At 66.3% G+C, this 18,563-nt stretch carries 17 protein-coding genes; 10 read left to right on the forward strand and 7 right to left on the reverse strand.

Annotated elements, in window-relative coordinates:
* Nucleotides 1–16: 16 nt before the first annotated feature.
* The 3 genes from E5790_RS07605 to aceE form a co-directional block, all read right to left on the reverse strand.
* The gene (locus tag E5790_RS07605) at nucleotides 17–448 is read right to left on the reverse strand and encodes a deaminase (RefSeq protein WP_111206380.1); all 432 of its coding nucleotides are present in this window, start codon (nucleotides 446–448) and stop codon (nucleotides 17–19) included.
* A gap of 4 nt (nucleotides 449–452) precedes the next feature.
* The gene (locus E5790_RS07610) at nucleotides 453–1,046 is read right to left on the reverse strand and encodes a hypothetical protein (protein ID WP_168708232.1); all 594 of its coding nucleotides are present in this window, start codon (nucleotides 1,044–1,046) and stop codon (nucleotides 453–455) included.
* Between the two features lie 374 nt (nucleotides 1,047–1,420).
* Nucleotides 1,421–4,108, reverse strand: a complete 2,688-nt coding sequence (aceE, locus tag E5790_RS07615) for a pyruvate dehydrogenase (acetyl-transferring), homodimeric type (RefSeq protein ID WP_012478970.1) — start codon at nucleotides 4,106–4,108, stop codon at nucleotides 1,421–1,423.
* A gap of 544 nt (nucleotides 4,109–4,652) precedes the next feature.
* Here aceE and E5790_RS07620 point away from each other — a divergent pair.
* Complete coding sequence (locus E5790_RS07620) at nucleotides 4,653–5,213, forward strand: PadR family transcriptional regulator (protein ID WP_041863018.1); 561 nt, start codon at nucleotides 4,653–4,655, stop codon at nucleotides 5,211–5,213.
* Nucleotides 5,214–5,273: 60 nt separating this feature from the next.
* The gene (locus E5790_RS07625; RefSeq protein ID WP_111206376.1) at nucleotides 5,274–6,071 is read left to right on the forward strand and encodes a siderophore-interacting protein; all 798 of its coding nucleotides are present in this window, start codon (nucleotides 5,274–5,276) and stop codon (nucleotides 6,069–6,071) included.
* Nucleotides 6,072–6,232: 161 nt separating this feature from the next.
* Here the strand turns inward: E5790_RS07625 and E5790_RS07630 are convergent, their stop codons facing one another.
* A complete protein-coding gene (locus E5790_RS07630; protein WP_111206374.1) occupies nucleotides 6,233–7,066 on the reverse strand; it encodes a hypothetical protein in 834 nt (277 codons plus the stop codon).
* A gap of 208 nt (nucleotides 7,067–7,274) precedes the next feature.
* Between E5790_RS07630 and E5790_RS07635 the strand changes: the two genes are divergently transcribed.
* Nucleotides 7,275–7,676 carry a hypothetical protein gene (locus tag E5790_RS07635; RefSeq protein WP_111206373.1) on the forward strand — a complete coding sequence of 134 codons (402 nt, stop codon included), beginning with the start codon at nucleotides 7,275–7,277 and terminating at the stop codon, nucleotides 7,674–7,676.
* A gap of 156 nt (nucleotides 7,677–7,832) precedes the next feature.
* On the opposite strand, the gene E5790_RS07640 is transcribed toward E5790_RS07635, so the two are convergent.
* Together E5790_RS07640 and E5790_RS07645 are read right to left on the reverse strand one after the other, a co-directional pair.
* On the reverse strand, nucleotides 7,833–8,540 hold the full coding sequence (locus E5790_RS07640) for a YceI family protein (protein WP_005415047.1): 708 nt from the start codon (nucleotides 8,538–8,540) through the stop codon (nucleotides 7,833–7,835).
* A gap of 86 nt (nucleotides 8,541–8,626) precedes the next feature.
* Nucleotides 8,627–9,217, reverse strand: coding sequence for a malonic semialdehyde reductase (locus E5790_RS07645; RefSeq protein WP_005415046.1), 591 nt, complete (start codon nucleotides 9,215–9,217; stop codon nucleotides 8,627–8,629).
* A gap of 126 nt (nucleotides 9,218–9,343) precedes the next feature.
* Between E5790_RS07645 and E5790_RS07650 the strand changes: the two genes are divergently transcribed.
* From E5790_RS07650 to E5790_RS07675, 6 genes are all read left to right on the forward strand, one after another.
* Nucleotides 9,344–10,303 carry a mitochondrial fission ELM1 family protein gene (locus E5790_RS07650; protein ID WP_014645732.1) on the forward strand — a complete coding sequence of 320 codons (960 nt, stop codon included), beginning with the start codon at nucleotides 9,344–9,346 and terminating at the stop codon, nucleotides 10,301–10,303.
* Between the two features lie 128 nt (nucleotides 10,304–10,431).
* A complete protein-coding gene (locus E5790_RS07655; protein ID WP_014645731.1) occupies nucleotides 10,432–10,659 on the forward strand; it encodes a hypothetical protein in 228 nt (75 codons plus the stop codon).
* A 48-nt stretch (nucleotides 10,660–10,707) separates the two neighbouring features.
* Nucleotides 10,708–11,559, forward strand: a complete 852-nt coding sequence (locus tag E5790_RS07660) for a DUF2145 domain-containing protein (protein WP_014645730.1) — start codon at nucleotides 10,708–10,710, stop codon at nucleotides 11,557–11,559.
* 19 nt (nucleotides 11,560–11,578) lie between these two features.
* Nucleotides 11,579–12,082, forward strand: a complete 504-nt coding sequence (locus E5790_RS07665) for a hypothetical protein (protein WP_014645729.1) — start codon at nucleotides 11,579–11,581, stop codon at nucleotides 12,080–12,082.
* A 31-nt stretch (nucleotides 12,083–12,113) separates the two neighbouring features.
* On the forward strand, nucleotides 12,114–12,629 hold the full coding sequence (locus tag E5790_RS07670; protein ID WP_049441435.1) for a hypothetical protein: 516 nt from the start codon (nucleotides 12,114–12,116) through the stop codon (nucleotides 12,627–12,629).
* Between the two features lie 75 nt (nucleotides 12,630–12,704).
* Nucleotides 12,705–13,265 (forward strand): queuosine precursor transporter, encoded by a 561-nt coding sequence (locus E5790_RS07675; RefSeq protein WP_014645727.1) that lies wholly within the window; start codon nucleotides 12,705–12,707, stop codon nucleotides 13,263–13,265.
* Nucleotides 13,266–13,799: 534 nt separating this feature from the next.
* Here E5790_RS07675 and glnE read toward each other — a convergent pair.
* On the reverse strand, nucleotides 13,800–16,595 hold the full coding sequence (gene glnE / locus E5790_RS07680) for a bifunctional [glutamate--ammonia ligase]-adenylyl-L-tyrosine phosphorylase/[glutamate--ammonia-ligase] adenylyltransferase (RefSeq protein ID WP_111206372.1): 2,796 nt from the start codon (nucleotides 16,593–16,595) through the stop codon (nucleotides 13,800–13,802).
* Between the two features lie 386 nt (nucleotides 16,596–16,981).
* Here glnE and E5790_RS07685 point away from each other — a divergent pair, with 386 nt between their 5' ends.
* Complete coding sequence (locus tag E5790_RS07685) at nucleotides 16,982–18,496, forward strand: acetyl-CoA hydrolase/transferase family protein (RefSeq protein WP_032960979.1); 1,515 nt, start codon at nucleotides 16,982–16,984, stop codon at nucleotides 18,494–18,496.
* Nucleotides 18,497–18,563 lie beyond the last annotated feature (67 nt).

An 18,563-nucleotide genomic window follows, 5' to 3' on the forward strand; every position in this document is an offset into this window, starting at 1 on the left:
ACTAAATTAAGAAGCCTTATTGATCGATAAAGCTCACAACCACACCACATTCTTCGAAGAGCTTCAGAGCGGCAATAAAATGTCCGCCCCATTTTTCATCAGTAACGTCCGGCTTCAGGGCGACCAGTCGACATATCCCTGAGAGCACGATCCCGCGAGCACAGTCCATGCATGGAAACCATGGAACATATATTGTGCAGCCCTGAGTTGAAACACCCCTCCTTGCCGCAGCGTATATCGCACCTCTCTCGGCGTGCTCTGTCCACAAGTACTTTTCTGGCCGTTCGAATCGCTCATCCAGTGCAATTACATCCTTAGGAAAAGCGTTCCAACCGCTGGAAATAACTTCGCCCTCCGGGCTAACAATTACGGCGCCGACTTTTCTAGATCGATCCTCGCTATTTTTCGAAACAGATATAGCCATTTCCATAAAGTGGCGGTCACTCATCGATCTACCGCCTTTCATGTTCACCAAGCCCGCCGGCGAGCTCACCATCGCCCTTCTTGTTCAATGTGGTTGCACTCTGAGAAGAAGCACTAGGGCTCGGCATCGACCTAGGAGAAACTTCAGAATTTTTTGGAAACATCCATGCGCCAATTGCGGCGATTGCGGCGACCAAAGAGAGAATCATAGTTGCCCTATTGATAGCATCTGATCGCACCATCTCTTTGACCTGCTCTCGCGTGGGGTAAGGCCCACTCGGGTCTACACTAATCATTTGCCCTAATGTATCCGGTGACGACTGGACGCTTTCGTTGTGAAAATCTCTCTCGCGATCTTCTACTGATTTTGCGTTGGAGAATTCACCCGTCTCTTGACCAAGCCGCTGAAAAACCACCGTGAATATGGGCTCACCTTGCGTTATGGTGATATTGGTTTTTCTAATATTTAGTGCCTTTACCGTCAGGGAGCCCCTAAAGCCGGGGTCCACATGCCCGGGATTTAGGACCAAGAAGCCTTTCGAACTCATGGCATTAATTGCAAACGCGGTCGCGCACATGTCGAGGGGAATATCCAGCGTTTCAGCAGTAAATATTCCAACCACTCCTCCAGGAGGGACTACAACATGCTTAGGTTCATTCAGCTGCCCTAGCCAGCGTCCCACAGCTCTCCACTGCCTCCGCAGCCAAGAAGAAATGCCTCGACTGCCATCATCTTCCCCAGTTCGCCTACGAAGTATCTTTCCTTTCCAAAAAATCGTGCCGACGGTCAGATCGCAGCTACATCCTCTAACGCGGTCCTCATTGGCACCATGAACAAGTGCCCCGCGCCGAATCCCATCCAGGATCTCACTCCCTATGAGAACTCCGGTAGCCTCTCCGACCAGCTCAATAGTCCCACGAGTATTTCCCATCCCTGCCCCCTAAAAATGTAAAGGGGCGGAATTGCCCGCCCCTTTTTGAATCAGAGAATTTTCAATCAAACCCCAACAGGATTAGCCTTCTCCGGATCAATCTTGTACTGCTTGATCGCCCGGGCCACGTCCTTCGCGGTCATCTTCCCTTCCTTCGCCAGCGCCGCAATCGCGGCATGCGCGATGTAGTACCGGTCAACCTCGAAGAACCGACGCAGGTTCGCACGCGTATCCGAACGACCAAACCCATCGGTACCCAGCACCGTGTACGACATCGGCACGAACGCGCGGATCTGGTCCGCGTACGCACGCACGTAGTCGGTGGCGGCAATCGCCGGGCCCTGGCGGCCTTCCAGCAGCTCGGTCACGTAGGCCTTGCGCTGCTCACCTTCCGGATGCAGGCGGTTGGCACGTTCCACGTCGAAACCATCGCGACGCAGTTCGTTGAAGCTCGGGCAGCTCCAGATGTCGGCGGTCACGCCGAAGTCCTTGTCCAGCAGCTCGGCAGCAGCAATGGCTTCGCGCAGGATGGTGCCCGAACCCAGCAGCTGCACGCGCAGCTCGCCCTTCTTCGGCTTGCCGGCGTCGGTCAGCAGGTACATGCCCTTGACGATGCCTTCGGCCGCGCCTTCCGGCATTTCCGGGTGGGTGTAGTTCTCGTTCATCAGGGTGACGTAGTAATACTCGTCCACCTGGTCTTCCATCATGCGCTTGGTGCCGTGCTGCAGGATTACCGTCACTTCGAAGCCGAAGGTCGGGTCGTAGCTGCGCACGTTCGGGATGCCACCGGCCACCAGATGGCTGAAGCCATCTTCGTGCTGCAGGCCTTCACCGTTCAGCGTGGTGCGGCCGGCGGTGCCACCCAGCAGGAAGCCGCGGGTACGCATGTCCGCGGCCTGCCAGGCGATGTCGCCCACGCGCTGGAAGCCGAACATCGAGTAGTAGATGTAGAACGGCAGCATCGGCACGTTGCTGACCGAGTAGCTGGTACCGGCGGCCATCCACGAGCTGATCGCACCCGGCTCGCTGATGCCCTGCTGCAGCACCTGCCCGCTCTGGTCTTCGCGGTAGAACATCAGCTGGTCGGCATCGACCGGCTTGTACTTCTGGCCGAACGGCGCGTAGATGCCGATCTGGCGGAACAGGCCTTCCATGCCGAAGGTACGGGCTTCGTCGGCCACGATCGGCACGATGTGCGGGCCCAGTTCCTTGTCACGCAGGGTGATGTTCAGGCTCTGCACGAAGGCCATGGTGGTGGAGTAGCTGCGCTCGCCGCTGCTCTTCAGCAGGCGCTCGTAGGCTTCCAGCTTCGGTGCCACGAAGGTCTTGTCGGCCTTGCGGCGGCGCTGCGGCAGGTAACCGCCCAGCGCGGCACGGCGTTCCTGCAGGTACTGCACTTCCGGCGAATCCGGGCCCGGGTGGTAGAACGGCACCTGGCCGTCGGCCAGCTGCGCGTCGGTCACCGGAATGTTGAAGCGGTCGCGGAAGTGGCGCACCGCTTCGTCGTCCAGCTTCTTGGTCTGGTGGGTCGGGTTCAGTGCCTCACCGGCGCTGCCCATGCCGTAACCCTTCACGGTCTTGGCCAGGATGACGGTCGGCATGCCCTTGGTGTTCACGGCCTGGTGGTAGGCGGCGTACACCTTGTGCGGGTCGTGGCCACCACGGTTCAGACGCCAGATGTCGTCGTCGGAAAGGCCGGCGACCATCGCAGCGGTTTCCGGGTACTTGCCGAAGAAATGCTCGCGGGTATACGCGCCGCCGAAGGCCTTGCAGTTCTGGTATTCGCCATCGACGGTTTCCATCATCAGCTTCTTCAGGACGCCGTTGGTGTCCTTGGCCAGCAGGGCATCCCAGTAACCGCCCCACAGCAGCTTGATCACGTTCCAGCCGCCGCCACGGAACACGCCTTCCAGTTCCTGGATGATCTTGCCGTTGCCGCGCACCGGGCCGTCCAGGCGCTGCAGGTTGCAGTTCACCACGAAGATCAGGTTGTCCAGGCCTTCACGGCCGGCCAGGGCGATGGCACCCAGGGTTTCCGGCTCGTCGCTCTCGCCGTCGCCGATGAAGCACCACACCTTGCGGTCGGACTTCTCGATCAGGCCACGGTTTTCCAGGTAGCGCATGAACTGCGCCTGGTAGATGGCGGCCAGCGGGCCCAGGCCCATCGACACGGTCGGGGTCTGCCAGTAGTCCGGCATCAGCCACGGGTGCGGGTACGAGGACAGGCCACCGCCGTCCACTTCCATGCGGAACTTGTCCAGCTGCTCTTCGCTGATGCGGCCTTCCAGGAAGGAACGCGCGTAGATGCCCGGCGCACTGTGGCCCTGGATGAACAGCAGGTCGCCCGGGTGGTTCTCGCTCGGGGCGCGCCAGAAGTGGTTGAAGCCCACGTCGTACAGGGTGGCGCCGGAGGCGAACGAGGCGATGTGGCCGCCCAGGTCACCCGGCTTGCGGTTGGCGCGGACCACGGTGGCCATCGCGTTCCAGCGGATGATCGAACGGATGCGCCATTCCAGCTCGGCGTTGCCCGGGCTCTTGGCCTCGAACTGCGGTTCGATGGTGTTGACGTATTCGGTGGTGGGAGAGAACGGCAGGTAGGCGCCCGAACGACGGGTCAGTTCCACCATGCCTTCCAGCAGCTGATGCGCGCGCTCGGAGCCCTCGACATCAATAACGGCCTTCAACGACTCGATCCACTCCTGGGTTTCCACAGGATTCGGGTCGTTGTTCAGCACCTCGTTCAACCAGTTCATTAGCGCTCCCATAACCGCACGCACGCGCGCGACTGTTGTATAGATTTCTAGACCGCAAAGTGTAGCGCACCAAGGGCTTTCGTCACTTGGCTACGCAGGCGTATGGATGCAACCGGCCAGTGTCCGCAAGGGGCTTGCCGCGCCCGCTGACGGCCCTGCGGCGGGCCTTGGCGGCTGCGCGGGCTGTCGCTTGCGGGCCGCTGCGCCCATGTGCAGGACGCAGTGTTACCGCTGCCGATGACGGTTGTAGGGCAACTCCGGCACCGCTGTAGGGGCGGTTCGGGCAACGGTACTGAACCGGCGACAACATGTCGCACCTGCCTCTGGATCGGTACCGGCTGCGGGTCCAACGTGGGCCGCGAGTGAGGGGCCTGGCGGCCCTGCTCCCTTCCACGGTTCGCCGGGGCGCCCTGCAAGGGGCGCCCCTTTTGCTGTGCACGCGGCCGCCCGTGGCCCAAAACGGACCTGCTTGTGGCCGGATCGATGATTGCCGGCTTCGATATATCGATATATCGTTTGCACACTCGTTTACCGATATATCGAAATGAGCCGCCCCCCTTCTCCCAGAGCCCGTTCCACCGATCCGGCGGTGCCCCGCCGCAACGGCCAGCCACGCGTGCTGAGCCGCGGTGACCTGCGCCTGCTGGTGCTGGCCCTGATCGGCGAGCAGCCGCGCCATGGCTACGAACTGATGCAGCTGATCAGCAACCAGTTCATGCAGGCTTACACGCCCAGCGCCGGCACCATGTACCCGCTGCTGGCCAGCTTCGAGCAGGCCGGCTGGATCGAGGCCGAGGAAGTGGATGGCAAGCGGATCTTCCGCATCACCGCTGCCGGCGAGTTCGAGCTGAAGGTGCAGCGCACCCAGGTGCGGCTGGCGCAGCGGCGTGCCTTCGACCGTGCCCGCGAGATCACCAAGGCCTCGCTGCCGCCGCCGCTGGCCACTGCCCTGCGCGAGTTCAAGCGGGCGCTGGTGCATCACCACGGCCGCTGGGCCGAGGGCGAGGCGGAAGAAGTGGCGGCGCTGCTGACGCGGGCCTCGGCCCTGCTCAACGGTACCGCCGGTAGCGAGAACCCACCGTTTTCAACGACCCAGCCAGACTGAATCCAGCCAGGTCCTCCCCCATGCCGCGCGCCCCCGCGCGACACCTTTACAGGTATCCCCATGACCGAACACAACAACACGCGCCTGCGCCTGGATGTGCGCTTCCGTGAACTGACCGTGCTGCGCACCGAAGAGGTCACCCCGCACATGCGCCGCGTGGTGCTGGGTGGCGACGATCTGGCCGGCTTCGATTCGCCCGGTGCCGACGACCACATCAAGCTGTTCTTCCCCAACGCCAGCGGCGAGATGGTGCTGCCGGTGCTGACCGCCGAAGGCCGCAGCTACCCGGACGGCAAGGCGCCCTCGCCGTCGCGCGACTACACCCCGCGCTGGTGGGACCACGAAACCGGCGAGCTGGCCATCGACTTCGTGCTGCACGACCAGGGCATTGCCGGGCCGTGGGCCGAGCGCGCGCAGCCGGGCGACGTGCTGGTGATCGGCGGCCCGCGCGGCTCGTTCGTGGTGGCCGACACCTACGACGCCTACGTGCTGATCGGCGATGAAACCGCGCTGCCGGCCATCGCCCGCTGGCTGGACGTGCTGCCGGACGGTGCCGAAGTGCAGGCCTTCATCGAAGTGCGCGACGAAGCCGAACGCCAGGACCTGCCGCAGTACGAGAACGTGCGCATCCACTGGCTGGAGCGCAACGGCTTCCCGGCGGCCAGCAGCACGCTGCTGGAAGACATGCTGACCGACTTCGAGGCCCCGGACGGCGATGTCTTCTACTGGATCGCCACCGAATCGCGCCGCGCGCGGATGATGCGCAAGTTCATCGAAGGCCACCTGGGCGTGCCGCGCGACTGGATCCGCTCGACCGGCTACTGGAAGGCCCACCCGGACGAAACCGACGGCGATTGACCGGCTCGGGGTCAGATCCCTTTTCCCGTGGAAAAGGGACCTGACCCCATGCACCAGAACCTGCCTGGTGGGTACGGACCGTTGGTCCGCACGCCCTTGACTGTGTAGAGCCGAGCCCACGCTCGGCTGCTCTCCGCTCGGCCACCGATGGACCCATCGCGCTACGCGCGATGAGCCGAGCATGGGCTCGGCTCTACAGGAGGGACCGCGACCGGCGGCACGCCCCCCTGCCGCACCCACCCGCACCGCTGCGCGGCCCAGATCTCCAGCGCCACCAGCAGTGCGACGACCAGCAGCGGCAACAGCAGCCCGAAGTACACGCCGGGCATCATGCCGTTGATCTGCGCCTTCACCAGCCGCAGCACGCCACGGGTGTGCAGCAGCTCATCCACATGCATGGTCAGTGCCTCCCGCACCACCTTGGGTTCCAGGCCGAGGGTGCCGGCCTTGTCCACCAGCGTGTCTTCCACCATGCCGCGCAGCAGGCCTTCGCGCACCTTGCCGATCACCCAGCCGGTACCGCGCGCCAACGGGCCGTTGCCAAGACGGTCCAGGCCGGGCAGCGGATGTTCGCTGAGGTAGGCCGAGGCGATGGTGTCGGCCACATCGCCCACCGTGCCCTGGCTGCGCAACGCCTCGCGCATGCGCGGGTCGTCCAGCGAGTCGGTGAAGCCTTCGCTCCAGCCTTCCACCAGAGTCTGCAGGTGCGGCTGGAAATGATCGAGCTGCTTGAACAGCGCGCGGTGCGCACCGGCGGTGAAGCCCAGCTGCAGGCCGAAGAAGGCCGTGGCCAGCGGCAGCAGCACCACATAGCTGGCCAGCAGCCAGTGATGCCAGCGCTTGCGCCGCTGCAACCAGCCGCGGCGGTGCAGCCAGCGCCAGCCGAGGATGCCCAGCACCAAGCCAAGCAGCGTACCGAGCACACTGCCGCCCGCCAGATCGAGCACGCTCAGACCCGACCAGAATTCGTTCAACCAGTACTGCGCGTCCTGCATGGGTCTTCCTTCCGTGGGTGATACAACAGCCATTGTAGAGCCGAGCCCACGCTCGGCTGCTCTCCGCTCCGCCATCGGAAAACCCTCGCGCTGCGCGCGATGAGCCGAGCGTGGGCTCGGCTCTACACGGATTCCGACACCCGGTTCAACGCATCAGCCGCCAAGCAATGCGACAATCGTGCTCCTTTCCTGCAGCAACGAGGCCCACATGGCCAAACTGACCCTGGCCAGCGTGGATGCGCTGCGTACCCGCTTTGCCGATGACGCCGCCTGCGATGCGGCGCTGGCCGCGTTCGCCGACACCGCCGTACTGCGCGCGCCGCTGCGCGAGCTGGTGGCGGCACAGCACCGCTACCTGCAGGCCGAATTCGAAGTGGCACAGGTGGCCGATGTATTGCGCCGCGACCAGAAGTGCGCGCCGGTGGGCCGGCCGTCGGTGCACATCGTGCAGCTGCGCAAGCAGCAGGCCGCGACCAAGCAGGCGGCGCTGATCGCGCGCCAGGTGGTGGCACAGGCCGCGCAGACGTTCGCACGGGCCAGCGGGCTGGCGGTGAAGGCCAAGCAGAGCCCGAGCGAAGCATGTGGGGCGTGGCTGGGCGCGTTGCGCTGAGGGCGCGTACCCGGTAGTGGCCAACCTTGGTTGGCCTGCGGAGTGCCCATGTGCCAACCAAGGTGGCATCTACCAACGCGCGTTCCCCCGCACCCAAAAAGAAGGCCCGCTTTTCAGCGGGCCTTCTGCCTTCTCACGACGAGTGAGCGGGGTGCATCAAGCGGCCGGCTTTTCGCCGGTGGCTTCGGTGGTGATGCGGATCTTCACTTCATCGCTGACGTTCGGAGCATACGCGCCGACGCCGAAATCGCTGCGCTTCAGGGTGGTGGTGGCATCGAAGCCGGCGGCCGGAACCTTGGCCATCGGGTGCTCGCCGCCGCCGTTGACGGTGACGTCCAGGGTGACCGGCTTGGTGATGCCCTTGATGGTCAGGTCGCCGGTGACGGTCAGCTTGTTGGTGCCGGCCGCTTCCACCTTGGTGCTCTTGAAGGTGGCATCGGCGAACTTGGCGGCGTCGAAGAAGTCGGCGCTCTTCAGGTGCTCGTCGAACTTGGCGGTGAAGCTGTTCAGGCCGCTCAGCGGCAGCTTCACTTCCACGGTGGACTTGGTCACGTCTTCGGCGTTGTACACCAGGGTGCCTTCGACGTTGCCGAAGTGCGCGCTGGGGTTGGAGAAGCCAAAGTGGCTCCACTGCGCCAGCACGTCGGTGTGGCTCGGGTCCAGCTTGTAGGTGCCCGAGGCGATCTTGATCGCTTCGGCAGCCGGCGCAGCAGCGGCGGCATCGGCGGCCGGGGTGGCGGCCTGCTCGGTGGTGGCCGGGGCGGCGGCATCGGCGGCCGGGGCAGCGGTGTCGGCCGGCTTGGAGCAGGCGGCGATGGCCAGGGTCAGGGCCAGCGGCAGCAGCAGTTTACGGGTGGCGCTCATCTGAGGAACTCTCCGGATCGTAGGGTGGGTACACGGTGCAGCAAGAGCCCGCCGCACGACGGCGGGCCCGAAACCGATACAGCGACTTACGCGATGCGCGCCGCTTCGTCGAACGACAGGCGCGGCAGGCGCGGGAACAGGCCCGCCGGATCACCGTAACCCAGGTTGACCAGGAAATTCGACTTGATGGAGGTGCCGGCGAAGAAGGCTTCGTCGACCTTGGCCGGGTCGAAGCCGGACATCGGGCCGGCATCCAGGCCCAGCGCGCGCGCGGCCAGGATCAGGTAGGCGCCCTGCAGGCTGCCGTTGCGGATGGCGGCTTCATGGCGGCCTTCCTGTGGGCCGTCGAACCAGGCCTTGGCATCGGTATGCGGGAACAGGTACGGCAGCTTCTCGTGGAAGTCCAGGTCGAAACCGATGATGACGGTGACCGGCGCGGCCATGGTCTTGGCCAGGTTGCCTTCGGACAGCGCCGGGGCCAGCTTGTCCTTGGCCTCCTTCGAGGTGACGAAGACAAAGCGGGCCGGCGTGGTGTTGGCCGCGGTCGGGCCCCACTTCACCAGGTCGTACAGTTCCTTCAGCAGGCTCTCGGGGACCGGCTTGTCGAGGAAGGCGTTCTGGGTGCGGGCCGTGCGGAACAGCTGATCGAGGGCAGCAGCGTCGAGCGCGTGGGACATCGGTGGATCTCCAGGGCGGCGAAAGGAAGTCAGTGCCCGCGGGCGGCGCGGGGCGAATCGACGAGCCGCAGTGTAGAGTGTCGCGACTGTTGCAACACCCAGCAGGACTGAAACGAATTAATGCCAATGGTGAAACGATCGAGCGCGCCCTGGACGGTCACTGACGGCCGCGCGGGCAATGTCCGCCAGGCGGTCGCGCTGGCCTCGGCATTGCGCCAGGGCACCCACCGACCGCTGCTGCTGCAACCGCGCGCGCCCTGGCGCTGGCTGGCGCCGCGGCGCCTGCCCGGCGATGTGAACGGCTACGGCGAGGCCTTCGCGACGCTGGCTGCCGACGCCCCGGCGTTGGCGATCGGCTGTGGCCGCCAGGCCGCTGGCGCCCTGCGCGTGCTGCGCGCACGCGGCACCCAGGTGGTGCAGATCCTCGACCCGCGCATCGGCGCGCGCCACTGGGACGTGGTGGTGGTGCCCGAACACGACGCCCTGCGCGGCAGCAACGTGCTGACCCTGCTCGGCAGCCTCAACCCGGTGGACGATGACTGGCTGGCCTGGGGCCGCGCCGCGTTCGCCGGCTTCAGCACCCTGCCCGGCCCGCGCACTGCGCTGCTGGTGGGCGGGCCGACGCCACTGGCGCCGTGGGATGAGACGGCGATGGTCGGTGTATTCCAGGCGCTGGCCGACCAGATCCGCAGCGAAGGCGGCAGCCTGCTGGCCACCACCTCGCGACGCACGCCGCCGGCGTTGGCGGAGATCCTGCGCGCGAAGTTCGCCGACCTGCCGCACGTGATCTGGGGCGATGGTGGCGACGGTACCAATCCCTATGGCGGCCTGCTCGGCTGGGCCAACCGCGTGGTGGTCTCGCCCGATTCGGTGAACCTGCTCTCGGAGGCGTGCGCCACGCGCATGCCGGTGATGGTGGCGCTGGCCGACACAGCGCAGGGCCGCCTGGCGCGCTTCCAGCAGCAGCTGCGCGAACGCGGGCGGTTGCAGGCGCACTGGCTGGACTGGCAGTACGACCGCATCGAGCCGCTGCGCGAAACCGCGCGGGTGGCGGCGGAAGTGAAACAGCGCCTGGCACTGGGGTAGTGCCGGCCGCTGGCCGGCAATCCTGGGCGCCTGGCATCGCGGTAATGCCGGGTGCGCAGCGTTTTCTGAACATTTCGATCCGGCACCACGGTTACAGTCCAAGGCCCCCCGTTGGACTGAACATCTTCATGCGTACCCTGCTCCTGCTGCCCCTGGCCCTGCTCGCCGCGTGTTCCACCGCGCCCACCGAGCTGGATCCGATCTCGTATCAATGCCAGCAGCAGCTGGACGCGTACCGCGAACAACCGGCGCTGCGCGATCCGAAGGGCCAGCGCCCGCCACTGCCGGTGGCTCCCATCAGTGACGCCTGCGACAAGGAGCTCAAGCGCAAGGGCGTGGATCGCCCGCTGCGCTGAGCAGCGTATGATCGGCGCGCGGGCCTGCCCGCCGTTGAAGGTACCGACATGGATCGTTTTTCCCGCCTGCCCCGCGCCGCGCTGCTGATCGCCAGCCTGCTGGCGACCGCACCGGCCTGGGCCAACAGCACCGCCTGCCGCGAGCGCTACCCCAGTGTGGCATCGCAGGCGGCGATGCTGGACGTGGCCTGGACCACCGCCGAACGCCTGGACGCGCTGCCCGATGTGGACGTGGTGGTCGCCGCGCGCGGTGGCCAGGACCTGAGCCGCTATGGATTGCGCCACAGCCACCTGGCCTTCCTGCTGCGCGAGGACGACGGCCGCTGGCGCGCGATGCACCTGCTCAACCGCTGCAAGACCGACAGCTCGCAGCTGTACCACGAGGGCCTCGGCAACTTCGTCGGCGAGAGCGGCGGCCATACCGACCTGCGCATCGGCGTGCCGTCGGCCCCCTTGCGTGCCGCACTGCGCGCGATGCTGGTGTCGCCCTCGATCCAGCCCAAGGCGCTGCACGAAACCAAGTACAACGTGGTCGCCTACCCGTTCGCCACCGACTATCAGAACTCCAACCAGTGGGTGCTGGAGGTGCTGGCGGCGGCGATGGCGCAGGCCGAAGGCGCGCCGGCCATCGTCAAGCGCGAACAGGCACAGCAGTGGCTGCGCCAGCAGAAGTACCAGCCCAGCGTGCTGCACATCGGCCTCGGCAAGCGCGTGGGTGCGCGCCTGTTCGTGGCCAACGCCACCACCACCGACCATCCGGCCGGCGAACGCATCTCCGGCAATTATTCGGTGGTGACGGTGGAATCGGTGTTCGACTTCCTGCACCAGCGCAGCCAGCTGCAGCAGGAACTGGTGATCCCCCATGTGCCGGTGGCCGGTGCCACCGCCGCCTCGCCCTGAATCCCGCAAGGAGAACGACATGCGTCTGCTGCACAACTCCCTGGTATCGATGCTGATCGTCACCGCGCTGGCCTGGTCATCGGCCGCCCATGCCGAACGCCGCATCGTGATCATCCATGACCCGGGCCCGCAGGGACCGAGCCTGGAAATGTCCACGCAGATGGTGGCCTCGGCCCGCGCCGCCGCGGCGAAGGAAGCCCAGGATGCCGCCGATGCCGGCCAGCCGCTGGCCCGCCCGCAGCAGATCAAGCTGCCGCAGATGGAGGTGAGCGCGATTGCCACTACCGTCGACGGCCGCCGCGAAGTGCTGCTGCGCGATGCCAACGATCCGCAGAACACCGCGTCGATGCAGTACCCGCGCGGCGTTGGCGACCCGGCCGTGCAGTTCACCGTGGGCCAGACCGTGAACTTCGAGCCGACGGGCAATGACCAGGGCTGGCAGTTGAAGGACAACCAGGGCCGTGCGCTGGAATACCTGCCCGAAGCTACCGGCCCGCGCGACATCTTCGATACCCGGCGCTGAGCCGCCGCCCCACGCTGACCAGGAGGTCTCCATGTTCCGTTGCCTGCGCGTTCCCACCACTGCATTGCTGCTCTCAGCGCTGCTGGTGCCCACCGTCCATGCCGGCGCCGCGCCGCAGTTGAACAGCAGCGAGGCCAGCGTGATCGTGACCTCGTTCGTGGTGCTGTCGCTGCCGATGGCGGCCTCGATGGGCCTGTCCGAACTGTCCAAGGCGCCGTTCAAGGCCAGCGAACGCAATGCCAGGGCGACCCGCACCAAGGCGGTGCCGCTGCCGCCGATGGAAGTGAAGAAGGTGGAGACCACGCCCACGGGCGAACGCCAGGTGCAGTTGCAGGTACCGGACAAGGCCGACCACACCGCCACCCTGCGCTGGCCGGTGCAGCCGCCGGGCGAGAACCCCACTGCGGCCTTCGTGGTCGGGCAACAGGTGCATTTCGACCCCACCGAGGCCGGTGCCGGCTGGAACGTGAAGAGCGCGCAGGGCCAGACCCTGGCCTATGTGCCGACGGCCTATGCCGCCGGTGATGTGATGAGTGAAGCGCTGTAAAGCTGAACGACCGGTTTTGGCTTTGCCGCAGGCCGGGCGGATAATGGGCAATCCCCTTTGTCCCCTTGGCTCGCCATGTCCGTGCGTCCTGCCCCTCTGTTTGCCCCGCTGACCCCGCGCGCCCTGGTGCTGGCGGTACTGGCCATGGGTGCAGTGGTGCTGCTGTCCAACGTGCTGGTGCAGTACCCGATCAACGACTGGCTGACCTGGGGCGCCTTCAGCTATCCGGTCGCGTTCCTGGTCAGCAACCTGATCAACCGCCGCTTCGGCCCGGGCCCGGCGCGCCGCGTGGCGTGGATCGGTTTCGCGGTGGCGGTGCTGCTGTCGATCTGGGTGGCCACCCCGCGCATCGCCATTGCCTCGTGCTCGGCGTTCATCGTGGCCCAGCTGCTGGACATCACCGTGTTCGACCGCCTGCGCCGCGGCAGCTGGTGGCGCGCACCGATGGTGGCCACCACCTGCAGCGCGACGGTGGACACCACCCTTTTCTGGTCGATCGCGTTTGCCGGTTCCACCTTGCCGTGGGTGAGCTGGGCCGCCGGCGACCTGGCAGTGAAGCTGGCGATCGGTGTCTGCCTGCTGGCCCCGTTCCGCGCGTTGTTGTGGAAGATGGCGCCGTTGCGCGCCACCAGCTGACCGCCATTGATCCGGTGGGTGCCGACCGTTGGTCGACACGCCCTGCAGAACTCATCGCTGCCGACAGATTGTGCCGACCAACGGTCGGCACCTACCAGGAGCGGGCGTCGCAGGGCCATTGATCCGGTAGTCGCCAACCTTGGTTGGCGCTTGGCATTCATGCCAACCAAGGTTGGCATCTACCAACGGCGTGCCATCGAAGGGCCATTGATCCGGTGGGTGCCGACAGATTGTGCCGACCAACGGTCGGCACCCACCAGGAGCGGGCATCGCAGGGCCATTGATCCGGTAGTCGCCAACCTTGGTTGGCGCTTGGCATTCATGCCAACCAAGGTTGGCATCTACCAACGGCGTGCCGTCGAAGAGCCATTGAGCCGGTGGGTGCCGACAGATTGTGCCGACCAACGGTCGGCACCTACCAACAGCGGGCATCGCGGGGCCATTGATCCGGTAGTCGCCAACCTTGGTTGGCGCTTGGCATTCATGCCAACCAAGGTTGGCATCTACCAACTGCAGTCCTCCGCCATCCGGCACTCAGGCGAACGGCAGCTCTGCCGCTCTGCACGCCGCCGTAATCGCTGCACACGCCTCTTCAATCGCCGGCGTGGTCGGGGCCAGCCGCGGGCGGCGGTCCAGCGTGCAGGCCAGGCCCACGTCCAACAGCGTGGCGTGCGCGCCATGCAGCGCCTGCGCGGTGGCATCGGGCAGGAAGCCCGCAACCGCCAACGCATCGATCAACGATGGCGTATCGCGCGGCTGCAGCAACGCCCCGTGCCGCGCACTGCGCGCCAGCACGCCGGTCTGCAGCAGGAATTCCAGGTCCACCACGCCGCCAGCACCTTGCTTCAGGTCCAGCCGTGCGGCGTCGCTGCGGTCCAGTTCGGTGCGCATGCGCCCACGCATCTTCAGCACGTCGGCATACAGCACACCCATGTCGCGCTCACGCCCCAGCGTCTGTGCACGCACCTGCTCGAAATCGGCCAGCAGGCTGGCATCGCCGGCCACGCCACGCGCGCGCACCAGCGCCTGGTGTTCCCAGGTCCACGCACGTTCGCGCTGGTATTCGGTGTAACTGGCCAGCGAAGACACCAGCGAACCCTTGCCACCATCCGGGCGCAGGCGCACATCGATGTCGTACAGGCGGCCGGCGGCGGTGACCGCACCGAGCAGCGCCATCACCTTCTGCGCCAGCCGCGCATACCAGCGCCCCGGCTCCAGCGGACGCGCGCCGTCGCTGGCCTCCACGCCGGCCGGGTTGTCGTGCAGGAATACCAGGTCCAGGTCGGAACCGAAGCCCAGTTCAAGCCCGCCGAGGCTGCCGTAGCCGATGATCGCGAAACGTCCACCGGGAATCCCTCCGTGCGCGGCGCGCATGTCCGCCTCGGCCATCGCCAGCACGGTGACCACCACCGCCTGCGCCAGTTCGGCCAGTTGCCGCGTGCTGTCCACCGCGCCCTGGCGGCCGTCCAGCGTGGCCATCGCCATGCGGAAACTGAGCGCCAGCCGCGTCTCGTTGAGCCAGCGCAGTGCCGATTCGGGATCTTCCACCGCCAGCACCTGCTGGCACTCGGCCAGCATGCCGGCCGCATCGGGCATCGGCCCGGACACGCGCACATCCAGCAGTTCATCCAGCAGCAGCGGATACGCGACCAGCCGCTCAGCCAGCAGCGCGCTGCGCGCCAGCACATCGACCAGACGCGCCAACGCGCTCGGTTGTTCATCCAACAGCGCGAGATAGCTGGTCCGGCGCAGGACCGCCTGCAGCAGGCCGAGCACGCGCTTGAGCGCGGCATCGGGCTGCGGCGAACGCGTGGCCGCATGCAGCAACGCGGGCAGTACGCGATCCAGCCGCGCACGCGCCGCATCGGACAATGACTTCACGCCGGTGCCCTGGGCAAAATCGCGCAGCGACTGATCGGCGCCATTGGCATCGAGGAAACCGGCTTCGGCCAGCAACGGCGCGTTGCTGCCCTCGGGCAGGCTGCGCCAGTAGTTGGCCAGCGCGTCGGGCGCGGCCTGGCCCTTGCGCGGGGCCAGCAGCGCGGCGAATTCGGTGCTGACCCGCTGCTGCTGTTCGGCCAGTGCCGCGCGCAGTACCTCCCAATCCGGGTAGCCGAGGCCGATGGCAATGCGCGCGCGGTCCAGCGCGTCGCTGGGCAGCACGTGGGTCTGCGCGTCGCGCAGCATCTGCAGGCGGTTCTCCAACCGGCGCAGGAACAGGTAGGCCTCACGCAGCGCGCTGCCATCGTCGGGCGCAATCTGCCCGGCGGCCACCAGCGCGTCCAGTGCCACCAGCAGGCGGCGCTCGCGCAGCGCCGGCTCACGGCCACCGCGGATCAGCTGCAGCGCCTGGCACAGGAACTCGATTTCGCGGATGCCACCGGCGCCGCGCTTGATGTCTTCGTGCAGCTCGCGGCGCGCGACTTCGGCGGTGATCGCCGCCTTCATCTCACGCAGGCCGTCGAGCGCGGTGAAATCCAGGTAGCGGCGGTATACGAACGGTCGCAGGGTCTGCAACCACGCTTCGCCGGCGTCGATATCGCCGGCCACCGCGCGCGCCTTCAGCCACGCATAGCGCTCCCAGTCGCGGCCTTCGCGCTGGAAGTACTGATCCATCGCCGCGAACGACAGCGCGACGCGACCGGCGCTGCCGAACGGGCGCAGGCGCAGGTCGACGCGGTGGCTGAAGCCATCGACCGTGGTTTCGTCCAGCAGCTTGGCCAGGCGCTGGCCGAGGCGGGCGAAATACTCCTCGGCGGCCAGCGCGCGCGGACCGTCGGATTCGCCGCCCTGCGGGTACGCATAGACCAGGTCGATATCGGAACTGAAGTTGAGCTCGCCACCGCCGAGCTTGCCCAGGCCGAATACCACCAGCTGTTGGGGGACGCCTGCGCCATCACGAACCACGCCGTGCCGCTGTGCGAATTCCTGCTGCAGGGCGTCCAGCGCCAGCCGTAGGCAATCCTCGGCCAGGGTGGTGGCGCCAGCCAGGGTCTGCGCCACGTCGTCCAGCCCGGTCAGGTCACGCCAGATCAGCCGCGTGGACATCGCGGTGCGCCAGCGCCGCAGCTGTGCCGGCCAGTCGCTGGGTTGCAGCGGATCGAGCACCGGCGCCGGGATCGGCGGGCAGTCGGGGGCGGCCAGCTGCGCCAGCAGCGCCGGTTGCCGCACCAGGGTGTCCAGCGCGAAGTCGCTGGCCACCGCCAGCCGGGTCAGCAGCGGCAGCAGCTCGGCAGGAACAGGCTCGGGCAGGACCTGGGCCAGGCGCGCCAGGGCGCGGTCGACAAGGGGCTGCAGGGTGGCGGGCAGGTCAGCGGTGGCGAGGGTCATGCGCTGATTCTCGCGGGGTCGGATCCCTTTGCCAACGGCGAAGGGCTCTGCCCCCGAGATGCCGCCGCTTGATGCCGCGGGTGGGGTCAGAGCCTTTTGCCCTTGGCAAAAGGATCCGACCCTGAAGGGGTGCCGCGCATTCATTCTGGGCGGCAGGCAATAAAAAAGCCCGCTTGCAGCGAACTGCCAGCGGGCTCTGCTCCCTCCCCCACGTCGGGATGCAGGGCCATCGTGCGGGCTGCGAAAGCACTTTGCACGCTGCACTGCAAAACAAAACCGGTGGGTATGGGTGACCCCGGTGGGGAAAAGCCATTCCACGAAGGTAGAACCCCCCGTACGGATGAGGATGGCCGATAATCGGGTTTCCCCCCAGAAACACTGTCGTCATGTCTGTTGATCGCATCGCCAACGCGCGTCTTCGTGACCGCGTGGTCTCCGCCGAGGCCGCAGCCGCGCTGATCCAGCCCGGTGAAACCGTGGCCATGAGCGGCTTCACCGGCTCCGGGTATCCCAAGGCCGTTCCCGTCGAACTGGCCCGCCGCATCGAAGCGGTGCACGCCCAGGGCCAGCCCTTCCAGATCAAGCTGATGACCGGTGCCTCCACCGCGCCGGAACTCGATGGCGCGCTGGCCAAGGCCGATGGCATCGCCATGCGCATGCCGTTCCAGAGCGATCCGGATGCGCGCAACCGCATCAACGAGGGCAAGCTGGATTACATCGATATCCACCTCAGCCACGTCGCCCAGCACGTGTGGTTCGGCTTCTACGGCGAGATCGATACCGCCGTGATCGAAGTCTCGGCCATCCGCGAAGATGGCTCGCTGGTGCCCTCCACCTCGGTCGGCAACAACAAGACCTGGCTGGACCTGGCCAAGAAGGTGATCGTCGAGGTCAACGAATGGCAACCGGCCGGCGTCGACGGCATGCACGACATCTACTACGGCACCGCGCTGCCACCGCACCGCAAGCCGATTCCGCTGGTGAACGCCAACGACCGCATCGGCGACACCGCGCTGCGCTGCGACCCGGACAAGATCGTGGCCGTGGTGCGCACCAACGGCCCGGACCGCAACAGCCCGTTCAGTCCGATCGATGCGACCAGCGAACAGATCGCCTCGCACCTGATCGAGTTCCTCAAGCACGAGGTGAAGAAGGGCCGCCTGCCGCCGAACCTGCTGCCGCTGCAGTCGGGCGTGGGCAACATCCCCAACGCCGTGCTGGCCGGCCTGGCCAGGAGCGGTTTCCGCGACCTGGCCGCGTTCACCGAAGTGATCCAGGACGGCATGCTCGACCTGCTGCGCGATGGCGTGCTGAGCTACGCCTCGTGTACCGGCTTCGCGCTGAGCCCGCAGGCCAACGAGACGTTCAAGGAGAACATCGATTTCTACCGCGAGCGCATCATCATGCGCACGCAGGAGATCTCCAACCATCCGGAACTGGTGCGCCGCCTGGGCTGCATCGGCATGAACGGCATGATCGAGGTGGACATCTACGGCAACGTCAACTCGACGCACGTGATGGGCACGCGGATCATGAACGGCATTGGCGGTTCGGGTGACTTCGCCCGCAACGGTTTCCTGTCGGCGTTCCTGAGCCCGTCCACTGCCAAGAACGGCACCATCTCGGCGATCGTGCCGATGGCCAGCCATGTCGACCACACCGAGCACGACGTGTCGGTGATCGTCACCGAACAGGGCCTGGCCGACCTGCGTGGCCTGACCCCGCGCAAGCGCGCGCAGGTGCTGATCGACAACTGCGCGCACCCGGATTTCCGCCCGCAGCTGCAGGATTACTTCGACCGTGCCAGCCGCGAAAGCTACGGCAAGCACACCCCGCACCTGTTGCCCGAAGCACTGTCGTGGCACCAGCGCTGGCTGGATACGGGCACGATGAAGGGCTGACCCCGGGTCCGGACATCGGGTAGAGCCGGCCGCTGGCCGGCTTCCCCTACAGCCGGCCAGCGGCCGG

Origin of the sequence: Stenotrophomonas sp. PAMC25021, assembly GCF_004795795.1 — a bacterium.
Lineage (GTDB): Bacteria > Pseudomonadota > Gammaproteobacteria > Xanthomonadales > Xanthomonadaceae > Stenotrophomonas > Stenotrophomonas muris.